We start from the raw sequence: 16274 nt of genomic DNA on the forward strand, positions 1-16274 counted from the left end.
CCCGCTGGCCCGGCTCCTTTCCAAGGGATCATCGTGTCCGACATCACTCGACAGACGCTGTTTTCGGCCACCGCAATCGTCAAGAATTTTGGCGGCGTGCAGGCGTTGCGCGGCGTCGACTTCGATGTGATCCCGGGCGAGATCCACGCTTTGCTGGGCCAAAATGGCGCCGGTAAGTCGACGCTGGTCAAAATCCTCAATGGCGTGCATCCGGCCGGCTCCCACACCGGCACGATCCAGCTCGACGGCCAGTCCGTCAGTTTCGCCTCCCCCGCCGATGCGCGGTCGAGCGGCGTTGGTTACGTGCCGCAGGAAATCGAGGTGCTCGAACAGCTTTCGGTCGCCGAGAATGTCTTCGCCGGCCGCACCGGGCTGGGCGCCGGCATGCTGGTGTACCAACGGAAACTCGAGCAGCGCGCCGGCGAGATCTTTGCCGACCTCGGCATCGACATCAATCCCAGGGCCTATGTCGCGTCGCTGACCTCGGCGCAGCGCCATCTGGTGATGATCGCGCGTGCCATCGTCATGAAGCCTCGCGTCCTGATGCTGGACGAGCCAACCGCCTCGCTTTCCGGAACCGAGGTCGATGCACTGTTCAGCGTGCTGCGCCGACTCAAGGCGCAAGGCGTGGCGATGATCTACATCACCCACCGCTTGCCCGAAGTACTCGCCATCTGCGACCGTGCCACCGTGCTGCGTGACGGGCAGGTGGCGGTGCGCATCGCGCGCGAGGACTTCGATGCCGAGACCTTCATCTTCTCGATGTCGGGCCAGAGGTTGCAGCGGCTGTTTCCGGAACACGCGGCACCTGTCGGCACGCCAACCGCACTGGACGTTCGCCATCTCACTGTCGCTGGTCACAGCGGCGCAGTCCATGGCGCAAATGACATCAGCCTTTCCGTGGCTGCTGGCGAAATCGTCGGACTGGCGGGCCTGCTTGGCTCCGGCCGCAGCGAGATCCTGCATGGCATCTATGGCCGTGTGCCAGCCGAGGGCGCAATCCGCGTCAATGGTCAAAGCGTAGCGGTCAGGTCGCCAGCCGATGCTCGCGCGGCCGGCATCGCGTTGCTGACCGAGGACCGCAAACGCGACGGCCTGCTGTTCAACCTGCCGGTCGGCGCCAACATCACCATCGGCAATCTTGCGCCCTTGTCGCGGCACGGCATGGTGCGCGGCTGGCTGGAGCGCAGCTCGATCCTCGCCGCCATGCGCGCGCTCAACGTCAAGGCATCGTCGCCGCAGGCCGCGGTAACCCATCTGTCGGGCGGCAACCAACAGAAGCTGCTGTTTGCCCGCGTGCTGATGCGGGCGCCGAAAGTGCTGCTGCTCGACGAACCGACCAAGGGCGTCGACGCGGCAACCCGGCACGAAATCTACCGGCTCGTCGTCGAACTCGCCGAGAAAGGCGTGGCCTTGCTCATCGTCGCGTCGGAACTCGAAGAACTGATCGGCCTCTGCGACCGTTGCCTCGTCGTCGCCGATGGCCGCATCGTCGACGAATTCAACCGTGGCGAAGGCGGCGAGGATCGCGTGCTGCGCTCGGTGACATCAGCGCAGGCGGAACGCCACGCAATGGCTGCACAGGCCTCGTCATGATGTTCGCCGGCAAACGTATTTTTATCACGGGAGCCGCGACGGGCATCGGCCGGGCGACAGCGGAGTACCTTGCCGCCGAGGGAGCCAGGGTGTTCGGCGCCGGGCTGGACGGCAAAGAGGGAAAGATCCTCGCCGGGCGGTACGGCGAAAACCAGTTGATCTTCCGCGAGAGCGATCTCACCGTCGAAGCCGACGTCCAGGCGGCCATAGCCGCCGCGACAGAGCGCTTTGGCGGCCTCGACGCGGTCGTCAACTGCGCCGGCATTTACCCCACCGGCAAGCGGCTTGAAGAGGTTTCCGACGAGGACTGGGAAGGAACGATCGCCGTCAATCTGACGGCTATTTTCCGCGTCTGTCGGGCGACCTTGCCGCTGCTGCGCGCGGCCGGGGGCGGCTCTATCGTCAACATCGCTTCCGTCCATGCCGACGCCACGGTCCCGGGCGTGCCCGCCTACGCTGCTACGAAGGCTGCGGTTGTCGGCCTGTCGCGGCAGATGGCGCTCGACTATGCCGTCGACCGCATCCGCGTCAACGCCGTGCTGGTCGGCTCGGTCGCCACCCGGATGACGCTGGACGGGCTGGAAGCGGCCGGCGGCGCCGAAGCGCTGGGCCTGTCCTTCGAGCCCAACCGGATCGCCCGCATCGCCAACCCCTCGGAGATCGCTAGCGCCATCGGCTTCCTGATCTCGGATGCCTCGTCCTTCGTCACCGGCAGCGCCATGCAAGTGGATGGTGGCTTGTTGGCGCGGCTGCTTTAAAGTTCAAGCGCAAAAGGCATGAACGAGACGGTGCCGGCGGCACTTTCGCCTGGAGCCAGCACGATCACCCCCTCTTGCGGATCGTCCCATCCGCCTCGGTTGAACGCACCTGAGGCATTGGTTTGCGGCTCGACACAGAAGTATGGTTTGGTGGGATCGGCATAGAGCATCAAGTGCTTGAAGACGGGATCGGCCTTGATGCGCAGGCCTGCGCCGCGTGCTGGAAAGCGGATGGTCGCCTCGCCGCCCCACCCGCCATAATCATTGTTGCGCCAGCCGCCCGGCAAGGGTCGATCCCCGGCGAAGTCCAGTTCAGTCGGAAGCGTGATCGAATCGCCCGAGAGGCCGTCAGGCTCTTCAAGATAGAAGTGTCTGGCACAGAACTGCAGCGTCACATCCGGATCGCGGTCGAACCAGGGATGCAGGCCAAAGCCGAACGGCATGGCGACCGGCCCGATGTTGATCAGTGTCATGGTCACGCTGAGGCCCTCCTCGAAAACCACGAAGGTCTGCGTCGCGCGGTAGGAATAGGGCTCGTCTCCGCCAGCGATATCCAGTGACAGTGTCGCGCTGGCGGCTCCCGCCTCAGTCACAGTCCACGCGTGTTGCCAGCCGCTGCCGTGCACGTTGAATTTCTCGGGCGGATTGTTGGGCAGGACCCCCCAACGTTTTGCCGCGAAGTCGAACACGTTGCCGGCGATGCGGTTGGCGTAGGGCGTCATCGGGAACATGGCGACGCCCAGCACATTGCCGGCTCTGCGATTTTCGTCCGAGAGCCGGCGCATGAGATCGACGCCGCCCCAGCGCAGCGAACTGACGCTGCCGCCGATCTGCGGCACCAGCCCGACCTCAAACGCTCCGGCCTTCAGTATCACCGGTTCAGAAATTGCGCCCATAGCCTGCCATCCATCCACCGTCGACGCCAAGCATCTGGCCCGTCGTGTAGGTGTTGAGTGGATCGCAGAAGAACAGCACGGCCGCAACCGCTTCCTCGATGCTGCCGGCACGGGCGACCGGTGTATGGCTGAGCATCGCCTTGTCGCCCGAGACCATCGTTTCATCCTCGACCGCCCCGACGCCGACCGCATTGACCAGCACCTTTGGCCCGAACTCCATGGCCAGTGTGCGCATGCCTGCGAGAATCGAGGCATTCTCCATGGAAAAGCGCGGATGGCGGCGCATCGGCATGCCGGCGGTCGCCGACAGCAGGAAGACGATGCGCCCGCTGCCGCGCTCGGTCATGGTCACCGCGGCCTTGCGCGCATCGGCATAGAGCGATCTCGGATCTCCGGCCACATTTCCCGGTCGCAACGGGCAGGACATCAGCAGGATATCGGCGGCGCGTGCGTCGGAACCCTCGACGAGAACCCCGCCATTGGCCAGCAGCGCCGCGATCGCTGCCTCGGCGACCGGGTTGCTGTCGCCATCCAGCGCCACCGTTGCACGGTTGAGGTCGATTTCCATGGCCGCACTCACATCATATATCCCGCCGTCCAGCCGCCATCGACAGCCAAAATTTGGCCGTTGATATAGCTGGCAGCGGGCGAGGCCAGGAAAAGCACTGTCTCGGCGATCTCCTGCGGCTCAGCCGGCCGGCCGAGCGGCACATGGGCGAGGAATTCCTGGGTGCGGCCGGCGAACTTGCCGTCCTCGCCATAAAACAGCTTGGCCGTCAGCGCCGTCATCACCGAGCCCGGTGCGATGGCGTTGGTCAGAATACCCTTGGCTCCGAGTTCGATCGCCATCGAGCGCGTCAGATGGATGATGCCCGCCTTGGCGGCGACGAACGGGCTCTGCAGGCGCATGGCGGCAAGGCCGACCACAGAGGCGATGTTGACGACGCGGCCGCCCTTGCCGGCGCCGAGCATCGGGGCCAGTGCGGCGCGGCTCATGATGTAGAGGCCGTCGAGGTCGATGCCGGTGATGCGGTCCCATTCCTCGGGCGGGAACTCGTCGATGGTCACCCGATGCGCCAGCGTGTTGACGCCGGCATTGTTGACGAGAATGTCGAGGCGGCCGTAGCGCTGCATGATAGCGGCGATGGTACTATCGACCGATGCGGTATCACGGATGTCGGTGGCGCAGGCCATGGCATTGCTCAAACCGTCCGCGACCTGGCTCGCGCCTTCGCCGTTGATATCAGCGACGACGACCGCGGCACCATTGTCGGACAGGCGCCTGGCGATCGAGCTGCCGATCGCTCCTGCAGCCCCTGTAACCAGCGCTACCTTGCCTCGCAAATCGCAGCGCATGCCTCGTCCGCCCCCGAACCAATTCGGGTTATGCTATTATAATATTCTCAAGCCACGAACAAGCAATTGCGTCGCATCGAGGCGTTATTCCGCCGCCGCACCGACAATGTTTTTGCGGGCCGCATCGATCATCAGGCGTCGCGCCCGGAACGCACCCCATTGCTGGTCGACCAGCACGCCGATGAGGATGACGCCGCCCATCACCGCGAAGTTGAGGGAGGACGGAATGCCAAGCAGGTTGACGAGATTTTGCAGCTCCTGCAGCAGCACGGTGCCCAGCACGACGCCGATCAGCGAGCCCTCGCCGCCACGCAGCGAGAAGCCGCCGAGCACGGCAGCGGCGATGGCGTAGAGCTCGTAGAACTGGCCATGGCTGGCCGGCGAGATCGAGCGCGTATACATGGCGAAATAGATCGCCGACAGCGCCGTCAGCACGCCGCAGATGACATAGGCGGCCATGACGATGCGGCCGGTGCGGATGCCGGAATATTTCGCCGCCTCCTCATTCTTGCCGATCGCATAGAGATAGCGGCCGAACACCGAGCGGTGCAGCACCACCCACATGATAATGGCGATGACGATCAGCGCGATGAAGCTGTTGGGCACGCCATATGAGCGGCCGGCGGTGAGAAATTCCAGCTCCGGAAAATTCTGACCGAAAGCAAAGCCTGCGGTACCGTCGGCGGTGTAGAAGCGAGCGACGCCGCGATAGATCAAAAGGCCGCACAAAGTTACGACAAAGGGCTGCAGCTTGAGCCGTGTGATCAGCCAGCCATGCGCCAGACCGATGATGGCGCCGAGCACCAGGATGAGCACGAAGGCGACCGGCCATCCCATGCCACGCGTGGCGATGAAGTCGACGAACAGTGTTCCCAGCAACGCCACCACCGAGCCGACCGACAGTTCGATGCCGCCGGTGATGATGACGAAGGCCTGGCCGATCGACAGGATGCCGAAGAGGCCGATCAGGTTCGAGGTGTTGGCAAGGTTGATCGGTAACAGGAAGCGCGGATTGATGATCGCCACGATCGCCCCGACCACCAGGATCAGGATCAGCAGGCCGAGATCTTTCTTGCTCATCGTCTTCTCCCAATCCCTGCCTGGGCAGGTTGCGCGGTCTCGCGATACCTGCGCGAAAACTATTTCGGCTGCTTGCCCACTGCCAGCAGCAGCACATTTTCCTGGCTGAACTGGTCCTTGTCGAGAATGCCCGAGATCTGGCCCTCATGCATGACGGCGATGCGGTCGGACACGCCGATCACCTCTTCCATGTCGCTGGAGATCATCAGTACGGCGACGCCGGCATCGGCCAGCGCCCGCATCAGCCCGTAGATCTCCGCCTTGGCGCCGATGTCGATGCCGCGTGTCGGCTCGTCGAGGATCATCACCTTGGGGTTCATGGCCAGCCATTTGCCGAGCACGACCTTCTGCTGGTTGCCGCCCGACAGCGTGCCGGTACGCGTCTGCACCGAAGGCGCCTTGATGCCGAGGTTTTTCTTCTGCGTCTCGGCGGTGGCGGTCTCAGCACTGGCGGACACCAGGGAGCGCCTGGCATGCGCCGGCAGATTGGGCAGGGAAATGTTCTGCGCGATCGAGAGGTCGAGCAGGATGCCGGTCAGCTTGCGGTCTTCCGGCACCAGGAAAATGCCATGCGCGACGGCATCGGCGGCAGAACCGAGAACAAGTGGCTTGCCGTCGAGCTCGAGCGTGCCGCCAAGGCTGCCATCGATGCCGAAGAACACGCGTGCCAGTTCGGTGCGGCCGGAGCCGACCAGTCCGGCAAGGCCGAGGATTTCGCCGCGCCTGACGTCGAGGGAGACCGGCCGGCTCGGATAGGCTGGGGTGCGGATGACCTTGGCGGCGAGTGCAACGGCGCCGGGGGCACGCGCGGCCTCGGAGGCCTTTTCGCGCTCCTTCAGCATGCGACCGATCATCAGCTTGACCATCTGGTCATGATTGATGTCGCGCTTGCCCAGCGTGCCGGCCAGCATGCCGTCGCGCAGCACGACGACGCGGTCGGCGACGCGCTCGATCTCGTGCAGGCGGTGCGAAATGAAGATGACGCTGATGCTGTCGGCCTTCAACGCCTTGATGACGTCGAGCAATTTGTCGGTTTCGGCGAGCGGCAGGCTCGATGTCGGTTCGTCGAGGATCACCAGCCGCGCCTTGATCGACAGCGCCTTGGCGATCTCGACCATCTGCTGCTGGGCGAGCGACAGGTCGGCGACCTGCGTGTCGGGGGAGAAATTGGCGCCGACGCGCTTCAGCAGCGGCGCCACCATCTCCCGCAGCTTCGCGCGGTCGACGAGTTTCAGCGGTCCGGCACGCAGCGGTTCGCGGCCGAAGAAGATGTTGGCGGCGACATCGAGATTGTCGAACAGATTGAGTTCCTGGTGGACGAAGGCAATGCCCGAGCCCAGGCTGCCTTCGACGCTCAGCCCCTTATGGGCGGTGCCATCGACCGTGATGGTGCCGGTGTCCGGCGTGGTGACACCGCCGAGGATCTTCATCAGGGTCGATTTGCCGGCACCGTTCTCGCCGACGAGGCCGATGACCTCGCCCGGCCTGACGTCCATGGAAAAACCATCGAGCGCGACGACGCCCGGATAGGTCTTGCGCACGTTCTCAAGGCTGAGGAACGGGATTGAGGCTGTTATGGACGTGTCGGAATAATTCATCATGCCTGACAGCAGCCGGCGGACCAAAATGGCCGCTTTAGCAGACTGACGATCCCAGCGGGCTTCGTCAATGCGAGCAGCCGGCTCAAGCTACGTTGAGCCGGCTGAACTGTCTGTGATCTTACTTTGACATCGCCTTCAGATTGGCGGCGTAGGCGTCGACATCATCCTTGCCGATGATCTTGGTTGGGATGATGATCAGGTTGCCGGCCGGGATGCCCGACTTGTCGCCCTTGAGATAGGCGGCCATCAGCTTCATGCCCTGATAGGCCCATTCGAAGGGCTGCTGCACGACGGTGGCGGCAATGGTGCCTTCCTTGACGCCGCCCAGCGTGATCGGATCGTCATCGAAGCCGACAACCGTGATCGAGCCGAGCTTGCCGGCATCGCGCAGCGCTTCATAGATGCGCGGCGTGTTGTAGGAATAGAAGCCGACCATGCAGGTGACGTCGGGGCTGGCGACCAGCGCGTCCTCGACGTTCTTCTTGGCGCGGGCCTGGTCGATGTCGTCGCCACGCACGTCGTCGAGCGTGATCTTGGTGCCGGCGAGACCATCCTTGAAGCCCTGGATGCGCTCCTTGGCATTGTCGGCGCCGAGCAGGCCGACGAAGCCGAGGCACTTGCCGCCATTGGGCATGGCCTTCTTGGCGATATCGGCCGCCTGCTTGCCGGCGTCGACATTGGACGAGCCGATATAGGCGACACGCTTGGTCTGCGGGGCGTCAGAGTCGGTGGTGAACAGCGCCGTCTGCGAGGCGATCTTGTTCAGGCCATCGGTCGAGGTCTTGGGATCGACGGCCGAAACCATGATGCCCTTGACGCCGGCCGTCACCAGATCGTCCATCAGACGCTGCTGTATGGCGACCGAGGACTGCTCGGGGTATTTGAGCTCAAGCGTGTAGTCGGGCAGTTCGCCTTGCGCCTTCTTGACGCCGGCTTCGGCCGCTTTCCAGAAATCGGAAGCGCCGTTGACCACGAAGGCCAGCGTCGGCTTGTCGTCGGCGCGCGCGATTGCCGTGGCCGACAGGCCAAGCAGCAGCGCCGTGGCGGCTACGGATGCATTACGTATCAAGGATTTCATGTTCAACCTCCCGTTTTGGTCCAGCCGTTGGGCTGACCCGTCTTGCTCACTTAGAATTGCCTTGCTCATTTGAATTTGTGGTTTGCAGCTTGGACGCCCTCCTCCTCAGGGTTCCCGGCACTGAAAGAATGGCGTCGCTCCAGCCACGATCACGGACTTTAGAGACTCATCCCCGTTTCGTAAATAGTCCGATTTGTCTGACATATCACATATCTGCTATAAGGTTAGCGGAGGCAATACCCACTCGCCATCGGACCATTCACGAGCACTCCCGGATCCAGCGACCCGGACGCGGCGGATTGACGTTACAGCGCATTTTTGTATTAGTAAACAGTATTAGTTCCAAACCTGTATCCGGACACGTCCCTGCGGCTTCGCAGCCGATATGCCCGACGACCCCAAGCCTCGGCGTACGGCATCTCAGGCCGAAAAATCCGTGTATTCCTGGTATCCGGCGTGCAAGAGCAATGGACCGCGATGCTACTAATAGATATAAACTGTCCAGTGCTTTCTATAAATCGGCGCCGCCGCGTCATCTTGTCGACCCGGAAGGCTGCCGCTAGACAGGATTGGGGACACCAACGCAATGAGCGATACCAGGGATCCGGCCATCGAGACCGCGAAGCGCCGCAAGGCGCCGGCGAAGCCCAAGGGGCGGGTCACCATGACCGACATCGCCAGGGCCGCCGGCTGTTCGCAGGCGACCGTGTCCTTCGTGCTCAACAATTCGCCAGGGATAAAGCTGTCGCGGCAAACCCGCGAACGGGTGATCGAGGCCGCCCGTGCGCTTGGCTACAGTGCGCCCGCCTTCTCGGCACTGCAGAAGCCCGTTGCCACTTTCGGGAGCCCTGCCTTCGATGGACCCGCCTTTGATGGACCCGCCTTTGATGGACTCGACGGGGTGATCGGCTTTGCCGTCGACCAGCTTGCGACCAGCCCGGAGGCGGTGGTGGCCATCGAGGGCGCGCGCCAGGCCTCGTGGAATGCCGGCAACGTGCTGCTGGTGGCACAGACCATGGGCGACGCCGTGATGGAGCCGCGCGCCATACAGGCGTTGACCAGGCGGGGTATTTCGGCGCTGATCTACATGACCATCTTCACCCGCGAGATCACGGCGCCCGACTTCCTCTACAGCCTGGACATCCCGGTGATCCTGCTCAACTGCTACACGGCGGACTATGCCTTCCCCGCCGTCGTGCCTTCAGAGATCGCTGGCGGCCAGAGCTCGACCCGGCATCTCGTCAGCCACGGCCATCGCCGCATCGCCACCATCACCGGCGAGCCGTGGATGCAAGCCGCACAGGATCGGCTGAAGGGCTACCGCCGCGCGCTTGCCACCGCCGACATCCCGTTCGATCCGGACCTCGTGGTCGAGGGCGACTGGTCGGCAAGTGCCGGCTATGCCGCGACCGTCAAGCTGTTGGCGCTGAAAGACCGCCCGACCGCCATCTTCTGCCAGAACGACCGCACCGCGATCGGCTGCTACGAGGCGTTGAAGGAGGCCGGCCTGCACATCCCGCAGGACATCTCTGTGGTCGGCTATGACGACGAGGAAATCGCCCGGCATTTGTTTCCGCCGCTGACAACCTCGATCCTGCCGCATATGGCGATGGGCCAATGGGCGATCGAGCAGCTCGAGGCGCCGACGGCGCCAGGACGAGGGCGCTACCCCATCACCAAGCTGGAATGCCCGCTGGTGGAGCGGGAGAGTGTGCGCGCGGTGAAGGCCGGCTGACAGCTGCCGCCGACCGCTATCGCCCGCCTTAACGCCAGCGCTACCTGTCGATGTCGACGTCCCTGGTCTCCTGCCCGATCAGCAGCGCGATCAGCGTCAGGACGGCCATCGCCGAGAGATAGACGCCGACCCAGAACGGGCTGCCGCCGCCGACGCGCCACAGCGCCACCGCGATGAACGGCGCGACGGCGGCGCCAAGGATCGAGGACACGTTGTAGGAGATGCCCGAGCCAGTATAGCGCACGCTGGCCGGAAACAGTTCCGGCAGCAGCGCGCCCATCGGCCCGAAGGTCATGCCCATCAGCGTGAAGCCGATGATGAGCCAGGCCATGACACCGACCGTGCCGGCCGCGAGCATCGGAACCCACAGCAAGCCGAAGACGATGATGCCGAGCGTGATCGCGATCAGCGTCGTGCGCCGCCCCCACCGCTCCGCCCACGGACCGGAAACCAGGGTGAAGATGCCGAAGAACACCACGCCGATGATCATCATCAGCACGAAGGTCGTGTAGTCGTAACCGAGGCCCGGAACCGCGCCTGTGGGAGCAGCCCGGCCATAGCTCAGCGAGAAGGTCGTCATCAGGTAGAACAGCACGTAGGTCGCCAGCATGTAGAAAGTGCCGAGGATCAGTTGCCGCCAGTGCGTCTTCACCGCGGCCGCCAGCGGCACCTTTTTGACCTCGCCTTTGCGGACCGTGTTCTCGAAGGCAGCGCTTTCCACAAGGCTGAGGCGCACCCACAGGCCGATGACGACCATGACGACCGAGAACAGGAACGGGATGCGCCATCCCCACGCCAGGAAGGCGAGCGATGGCCGCGACGGATCGTCGGAAGGCAATGCAGCCGCGATGATCAGGAACAGCCCGTTGGCAATGATGAACCCGATGGGCGCGCCAAGCTGCGGAAACGTGCCATAGATCGCGCGCTTGCCCTTGGGCGCGTTCTCCGTCGCCACCAGCGCCGCGCCACTCCATTCGCCGCCAAGCGCGAAGCCCTGCGCCAGCCGCAGCACAACCAGCAGCGCCGGCGCAAACCAGCCAGCCACCGGATAGGTCGGCAAGAGGCCGATCAGGAACGTCGCGATGCCCATGGTGAGCAGCGCGCCGACCAGCGTGATCTTGCGGCCGCGCCTGTCGCCTAGATGGCCAAAGAAGATGGCGCCCAGCGGCCGCGCGATCATCGCCGCGCCGAACACGGCAAAGGAGGCGAGAAGCGCTGTCGTCTCATTGCCCGCCGGGAAGAACAGATGCGGGAACACCAGCACCGCCGCCGTGGCGTAGACATAGAAGTCGTAGAATTCGATGGTGGTGCCGATCAGGCTCGCCAGGATGACGCGGGAACGCGGATTGGCGGGAACGGCGTTGGCCGACGCTGCGGTAGCTGAGATGGACACTGGGACATACTCCGACGGGGCGCGGTTGCTGTTCGCAGCCCCTTTTGTGCTGTCGACGAGGCCGTGCCCGATCGGCCGCTGGCCTCATCAAGATCGATGGGGTCGAAATAGAGGGCATGCGCATTGTTGGCAATGTCGGACGGTCAACCAGACGCAGGGAAATTATCGGCCAAGGCTGTTGCGAGGGTCGCGAGCAGGCAGCCGGCCAGTATGCGGCCGGGCAATTGTCGTCCATAATCGGTCCATGACGCGTCCGGGCTTGCGCTGTGTGCAGGTAGTCGCGGCTTTGCTGGCCGCAAGCTGCCCGCGCGCGCAAGCCGGCGGGATCTTCGAGACCGGCGCCTACTCGTTCTCCGACGAACTCGGCGGCTTCAGGATCCTCTCGGCCACGGGCACCGGGACCCGCGCCGACCCGATCGTAGTGACCGAGGAACTGGACACCGCTGACCCGGTGACGCTGACCATCCGTGCCATCAGGCCGATCCAGCCCTTCGGATCGGCGGGCGACTACGCGACCGGCTTCCTGCCGCTGAAGATCGTGACCCGCAACAACAGCGGCGACGCCTGGATCGAATTCGGCTTCGAGCTGCAGGCGATCATGAACCGGCCGAGCGACTATGGCGACGGCCTGTCCTTCGACCAGGCGCAGCGCGAGGACGACATGATCAAGTCCGACAGCTTCGCCGAATTCAAACGCGATTTTGAGCCCTATGACCGGCTGCTGTTCAGCAAAGGCAAGGTCGACCCGCGCGAGAGTGCTTCGTTTTCGTTTTTGGTAACGGATTTTTCGCCGAAGGACAGGTTTTACCTGGTGGAGGAGCCGAGGCTGCCTTCGTCGTAGGGGAGTGGCGCGATGGCACCGTAGGACCGCCAGACCGGCATCTTCTGCCAGAACGACCGCACCGCGATCGGCTGCTACGAGGCGCTGAAGGAAGCCTGCACACTCCACAGGACATTTCCGTGGTCAGCTACGACGACGAGGAAATCGCCCGGCATTTGTTCCCGCCGCTGACGACCTCGATCCAGCCGCATATGGCGATGGGCCAATGGGCGATCGAGCAGCTCGAAGCGCCGGCGGCGCCTGGGGGGAAGGCATCCGATTACCAAGCTGGAGTGCCCGCTGGTGGAGCGGGAGAGTGTAAGGTCGGCGGACTAGCGAGAAACGAAAGCGATCGCTTTCTGGTATCGTAGAATTAGGCGGCGTCAAGTCCCTTCGGCGACAGAATTAAAGCTATCTGGGACTAACGGCCCATGCCGATATCAGCTAAGCACAAGCCCAATGGCGAATCATCGAATGAAATTGGGATGCGGGGCTTATAGATGAATGTCCGGCTAGCACCAACAGCAGTGATAGTTCAGCAAGGCAAGATCCTCGACTTTATCGACGGGCTCACGCAACGCAACGAGACGCCAGAAGAGTACGTGCGCCAGGAGATCGCAAAGTCTCTGGTGCGCGAATACGACTACCTGAAAGCTGAAATAGGTGTCGAGTTCACGCTGGCAGTTGGATCGAGAAAGCCTAGAGCCGACCTAGTTATTTTCAATCCCGGCGATCCGCACACCCAGGATCGAGCCCGGGTGATCATTGAATGCAAGTCCCAGAAAGTGAAGTCGTCTGACCGAACAGACGGCGTCGGCCAGCTTCAGAGTTATATGGCAGCCTGCCCCAACGCAATCTATGGAATGTGGACTAACGGGCTCGAACGCTTCTGTTATCGCCGCGTTGACAAAGACGGAAGCATCTCATTCGACGAGATACCCGATATTCCGAGCAAAGGCAGAGGCGAAGATGAGGTCGAGCGGCCCAAATTTGAGCAGCTAAAGGCTGCGTCATCGGATGCTCTGCTGTTCGCATTCCGCCGCTGCCACAACTACATCGCGGGCAATCAGGGACTTCAGAAGCCTGAGGCCTTTTTGGGAACTTCTCAAGATCATATTTTGCAAGATTCAGGACGAGCGCCATTCGGACGAAGTGGATTTTTTTGCCACGTCGAAGGAACGACACAACCTTAACGGTCAAATGAAGGTGAAGAAGCGGATTTCATCTTTGTTCGCGGAAGTTAAGAGTCAATACAGCACGATCTTTAAGTCAAATGAAGAGGTGGATCTGAACCCCGAGGTTCTAGCCTATATCGTCAGCCAACTTCAAATGTATTCACTTCTTGAAAGCGATATCGACGTAAAGGGGCGAGCGTACGAAGAAATCGTGGGCTCAAATCTGCGAGGTGATCGCGGCGAGTTCTTCACGCCACGTAATATCTGCCAGATGGCGGTAGCTATGTTGGACCCCGGCGAGAAGCAACTAATCATGGATCCCGCGTGCGGAACCGGCGGCTTCCTCATCACCGCCATGAACCACGTCATTGAAAAAATTCGGCATGCAGAAATTGCGAAGTGGGGCGGCAATATTGAGCGCGCCGAGGCAGCAACTCCTGCGCGAGTAAAGAGCTTTGCTGAAAAGTTCATAGTTGGGACCGACCTGAACCCAAATCTGGTAAAGGCGTCCAAGATGAATATGGTAATGAATAATGATGGCGCGGGCGGCCTTTATCAGGCTAACGCATTGCAATCGCCAGCAAGGTGGGAAGAAGCACTGCGTGCCCGTAACCTGATGGGATGCGTCGACATTCTGTTTACCAACCCGCCTTTCGGTTCAAAAATCCCTATCGACGACCCTGCCATTCTCGAATCTTACGATCTTGGCCATTCGTGGGCTTACGATGAGAAGGCCGACAAGTGGACGATGCGCGACGAAGTGCAGAAGTCGCAGCCGCCAGAAATCCTCTTCATTGAGCGATGTGTCCGACTACTGAAGCCGGGCACGGGGCGGTGCGCTATCGTCCTACCTGATGGCATCCTTGGATCGCCCGGCCTAGGCTACGTCCGCGAATGGATACTTAAAAACACGCGTGTTCTTAGTAGCATAGATCTACACCCAGATACCTTCCAACCGCATGTTTCAATTCAGACGAGCGTTCTCGTACTCCAGCGCAAGACACCGGAGGACATGGCAGTCGAAGAGGCAGCAGGACGCTTCAACAATTATCGAGTATTCATGGCTGTGGCCGACCACATTGGCCATGACAAGCGCGGTAACATTACCTACGTCCGCGACAGCGCAGGAAACGAAATTGTAGAAGAGATCGAAGAGCAGACTAAGGAGTATGAGGACGGCAAGCCCATCTACAGGCGACAACGAGCACAGAAGAAAGTCATAGACGACAACACTCTTCAGATCGCACAGGCGTTTCGGTTATGGCTGTCCGAGCAAGATTAGCCGCCCCGCGCGAGCCGCAAGACCGATGGCCTTGGCATACGGTCAATTCAGCTGCTCTGCCGGCCTCGTTGCTATTCAGCGGCCAACGCCGAATGGAAGGCGAGTCGTACCTGACAAACGGCTATGGGATACGAATTGCAATTGAAGCCAAGGCCCAAGGATGGAAGACATTTGGAGATATCGCCACAGTAAGTGCTCCACCTAGAATTAAGCAAATTATGGTATCGCCGGAGAACGGTGTGCCTTATTTAAATACTAGCCAGGTATTTGATCCAATTCCGTCCCCCAGAAAGTGGCTGGCGTTAGAAAAAACACATGCAGCTGAAAAACGGTTCGTGGCGGAAGGTACTATTCTGGTTATGGCATCTGCCACTGTCGGACGCAGTATTGTAGCGACAAAGCAACACGAGAACGCAATAATATCACATCACTTTATGCGCGTGAGCGCAAAGCGACCAGATCTCTCTGGATGGATATATGGCTTTCTTAGATCCCCGCAGGGTCAAGCGATGATGAGTAGCTCGCAGTATGCGAGTATCATTCGTCACATTGAACCTGCGCACCTTAATTCGCTTCCTATCCCCGAGGTTTCGGCAGACACAGCGAAAATCTTCGCAGAGCGAGTTCGCGCAATAGTTGATTGCCGCAACAGGGCTACTGAATTGAGCCGGCGAGCTGAAGATAAATATGAAGCAGCACTCGGTTTCGACAAGATCGAGGGTGCCGAAACCGGCTTCACAATCTGGACTTCTGAGATCGATAGATTTCGCCGGCGATTTGAAGCCGCTTATCATGCGCCCGATGTCCGCTCGCTCGTTGCCAGCTTCCGCCGCTGGGAGCCGCTCGGCACGCTAGTTAAACGGGTTTGGTGGCCCAATCGCTTCAAGCGCATATTTGGTGAAGGTGGCACTCCCTACATGAGTGCGGATGATGTGTTCACAACCAATCCGTATTATCTAAAGACGGTTCTGGTCGAGGGAAAGAAAGATCTCGAAGAATTTCTCGTTCAAAAGAATTGGATTATAATGGCGAGGTCAGGTCAAATCTATGGATTGAACGGTTCAGCAAAACTTGTTTCAGATTACCATCGATCATTTTTCCTATCTGATGATTTAATTCGCATTGCTCCCGACCCAACAAAGGCACGGGCCGGGTACTTGATCACGGCACTTACTCATCCAACACTAGGGCGACCTCTCGTCATCCGAGAAGCTTACGGCATGTCTATTCCGCATCTAGGGTCAGGACCTATTAAAGTTCTTGCGGAGACAGCAAACGGCTGATTCATTGGCGGTGCGAGGAGGCGCTGCAATGAGTGATTTGATCTGGCTGTCGGAGGCGCAGATGCGCCGGATCGAGCGGCATTTCCCGCTGTCTCACGGAGTGCCCAGGGTCGATGATCGGCGGATCGTCAGTGGCATCATCTTCGTGATCAGGAACGGCCTTCGGTGGCGCGACGCGCCCAGCGAGTATGGTCCCCACAAGACGATCTACAACCGCTTCA

General features: G+C 61.3%; 15 protein-coding genes and 1 pseudogene. 9 read left to right on the forward strand and 7 right to left on the reverse strand.

Features of this window, described 5'->3' with window-relative positions; genetic code table 11:
• Positions 1 to 33 precede the first annotated feature (33 nt).
• Together A3A9_RS0130190 and A3A9_RS0130195 are read left to right on the forward strand one after the other, a co-directional pair.
• The gene (locus A3A9_RS0130190; RefSeq protein WP_027061974.1) at positions 34 to 1596 is read left to right on the forward strand and encodes a sugar ABC transporter ATP-binding protein; all 1563 of its coding nucleotides are present in this window, start codon (positions 34 to 36) and stop codon (positions 1594 to 1596) included.
• Positions 1596 to 2354, forward strand: coding sequence for an SDR family NAD(P)-dependent oxidoreductase (locus tag A3A9_RS0130195; protein ID WP_245279155.1), 759 nt, complete (start codon positions 1596 to 1598; stop codon positions 2352 to 2354). The genes A3A9_RS0130190 and A3A9_RS0130195 overlap by 1 nt, the downstream gene beginning before the upstream one ends.
• On the opposite strand, the gene A3A9_RS0130200 is transcribed toward A3A9_RS0130195, so the two are convergent.
• The 6 genes from A3A9_RS0130200 to A3A9_RS0130225 form a co-directional block, all read right to left on the reverse strand.
• Positions 2351 to 3250: an aldose 1-epimerase gene (locus A3A9_RS0130200; RefSeq protein WP_027061976.1), complete on the reverse strand. Its 900-nt coding sequence runs from the start codon at positions 3248 to 3250 to the stop codon at positions 2351 to 2353. The genes A3A9_RS0130195 and A3A9_RS0130200 overlap by 4 nt on opposite strands.
• Positions 3234 to 3830 (reverse strand): SDR family oxidoreductase, encoded by a 597-nt coding sequence (locus A3A9_RS0130205; RefSeq protein WP_245279156.1) that lies wholly within the window; start codon positions 3828 to 3830, stop codon positions 3234 to 3236. Before A3A9_RS0130205 ends, A3A9_RS0130200 begins: the two co-directional genes overlap by 17 nt.
• Positions 3827 to 4606 (reverse strand): SDR family NAD(P)-dependent oxidoreductase, encoded by a 780-nt coding sequence (locus A3A9_RS0130210; protein WP_027061978.1) that lies wholly within the window; start codon positions 4604 to 4606, stop codon positions 3827 to 3829. The genes A3A9_RS0130205 and A3A9_RS0130210 overlap by 4 nt, the downstream gene beginning before the upstream one ends.
• 84 nt (positions 4607 to 4690) lie before the next feature.
• Positions 4691 to 5686 (reverse strand): ABC transporter permease, encoded by a 996-nt coding sequence (locus tag A3A9_RS0130215; RefSeq protein WP_027061979.1) that lies wholly within the window; start codon positions 5684 to 5686, stop codon positions 4691 to 4693.
• 59 nt (positions 5687 to 5745) lie between these two features.
• Positions 5746 to 7284: a sugar ABC transporter ATP-binding protein gene (locus tag A3A9_RS0130220; protein WP_027061980.1), complete on the reverse strand. Its 1539-nt coding sequence runs from the start codon at positions 7282 to 7284 to the stop codon at positions 5746 to 5748.
• A 121-nt stretch (positions 7285 to 7405) separates the two neighbouring features.
• Complete coding sequence (locus A3A9_RS0130225; protein WP_027061981.1) at positions 7406 to 8365, reverse strand: sugar-binding protein; 960 nt, start codon at positions 8363 to 8365, stop codon at positions 7406 to 7408.
• A gap of 586 nt (positions 8366 to 8951) precedes the next feature.
• Here A3A9_RS0130225 and A3A9_RS0130230 point away from each other — a divergent pair.
• Entirely contained in the window at positions 8952 to 10100 is a 1149-nt protein-coding gene (locus A3A9_RS0130230) for a LacI family DNA-binding transcriptional regulator (RefSeq protein WP_027061982.1), read from the forward strand.
• A 40-nt stretch (positions 10101 to 10140) separates the two neighbouring features.
• Here A3A9_RS0130230 and A3A9_RS0130235 read toward each other — a convergent pair whose 3' ends face one another.
• Complete coding sequence (locus A3A9_RS0130235; protein ID WP_027061983.1) at positions 10141 to 11487, reverse strand: MFS transporter; 1347 nt, start codon at positions 11485 to 11487, stop codon at positions 10141 to 10143.
• A 250-nt stretch (positions 11488 to 11737) separates the two neighbouring features.
• Between A3A9_RS0130235 and A3A9_RS0130240 the strand changes: the two genes are divergently transcribed.
• The 6 genes and pseudogenes from A3A9_RS0130240 to A3A9_RS0130255 form a co-directional block, all read left to right on the forward strand.
• Positions 11738 to 12334 carry a hypothetical protein gene (locus A3A9_RS0130240; RefSeq protein ID WP_051371266.1) on the forward strand — a complete coding sequence of 199 codons (597 nt, stop codon included), beginning with the start codon at positions 11738 to 11740 and terminating at the stop codon, positions 12332 to 12334.
• A gap of 33 nt (positions 12335 to 12367) precedes the next feature.
• Positions 12368 to 12649: pseudogene (locus A3A9_RS0130245) on the forward strand (substrate-binding domain-containing protein); the annotation flags it as partial.
• A gap of 164 nt (positions 12650 to 12813) precedes the next feature.
• Positions 12814 to 13506, forward strand: coding sequence for a type I restriction enzyme HsdR N-terminal domain-containing protein (locus tag A3A9_RS45360; protein ID WP_202596418.1), 693 nt, complete (start codon positions 12814 to 12816; stop codon positions 13504 to 13506).
• A 7-nt stretch (positions 13507 to 13513) separates the two neighbouring features.
• Complete coding sequence (locus tag A3A9_RS45365; protein WP_202596419.1) at positions 13514 to 14770, forward strand: HsdM family class I SAM-dependent methyltransferase; 1257 nt, start codon at positions 13514 to 13516, stop codon at positions 14768 to 14770.
• Complete coding sequence (locus A3A9_RS44330; RefSeq protein WP_152536202.1) at positions 14749 to 16053, forward strand: hypothetical protein; 1305 nt, start codon at positions 14749 to 14751, stop codon at positions 16051 to 16053. The genes A3A9_RS45365 and A3A9_RS44330 overlap by 22 nt, the downstream gene beginning before the upstream one ends.
• A 28-nt stretch (positions 16054 to 16081) precedes the next feature.
• On the forward strand, positions 16082 to 16274 hold a 193-nt coding region (locus tag A3A9_RS0130255), incomplete at its 3' end, for a transposase (RefSeq protein WP_027059232.1).

Source organism: Mesorhizobium loti CJ3sym (assembly GCF_000472785.1).
GTDB classification, from domain to species: Bacteria; Pseudomonadota; Alphaproteobacteria; order Rhizobiales; family Rhizobiaceae; genus Mesorhizobium; species Mesorhizobium loti_E.

Excerpts from the sequence above, each read along its gene's own strand:
- A3A9_RS0130200 (WP_027061976.1), bottom strand. The coding sequence starts at position 3,250 with ATGGGCGCAATTTCTGAACCGGTGATACTGAAGGCCGGAGCGTTTGAG.
- A3A9_RS0130210 (WP_027061978.1), bottom strand. The coding sequence starts at position 4,606 with ATGCGCTGCGATTTGCGAGGCAAGGTAGCGCTGGTTACAGGGGCTGCA.
- A3A9_RS45360 (WP_202596418.1), top strand. The coding sequence starts at position 12,814 with ATGAATGTCCGGCTAGCACCAACAGCAGTGATAGTTCAGCAAGGCAAG.
- A3A9_RS0130195 (WP_245279155.1), top strand. The coding sequence starts at position 1,596 with ATGTTCGCCGGCAAACGTATTTTTATCACGGGAGCCGCGACGGGCATC.
- A3A9_RS0130220 (WP_027061980.1), bottom strand. The coding sequence starts at position 7,284 with ATGAATTATTCCGACACGTCCATAACAGCCTCAATCCCGTTCCTCAGC.
- A3A9_RS0130225 (WP_027061981.1), bottom strand. The coding sequence starts at position 8,365 with ATGAAATCCTTGATACGTAATGCATCCGTAGCCGCCACGGCGCTGCTG.
- A3A9_RS0130215 (WP_027061979.1), bottom strand. The coding sequence starts at position 5,686 with ATGAGCAAGAAAGATCTCGGCCTGCTGATCCTGATCCTGGTGGTCGGG.
- A3A9_RS0130230 (WP_027061982.1), top strand. The coding sequence starts at position 8,952 with ATGAGCGATACCAGGGATCCGGCCATCGAGACCGCGAAGCGCCGCAAG.
- A3A9_RS45365 (WP_202596419.1), top strand. The coding sequence starts at position 13,514 with ATGAAGGTGAAGAAGCGGATTTCATCTTTGTTCGCGGAAGTTAAGAGT.
- A3A9_RS44330 (WP_152536202.1), top strand. The coding sequence starts at position 14,749 with ATGGCTGTCCGAGCAAGATTAGCCGCCCCGCGCGAGCCGCAAGACCGA.
- A3A9_RS0130240 (WP_051371266.1), top strand. The coding sequence starts at position 11,738 with ATGACGCGTCCGGGCTTGCGCTGTGTGCAGGTAGTCGCGGCTTTGCTG.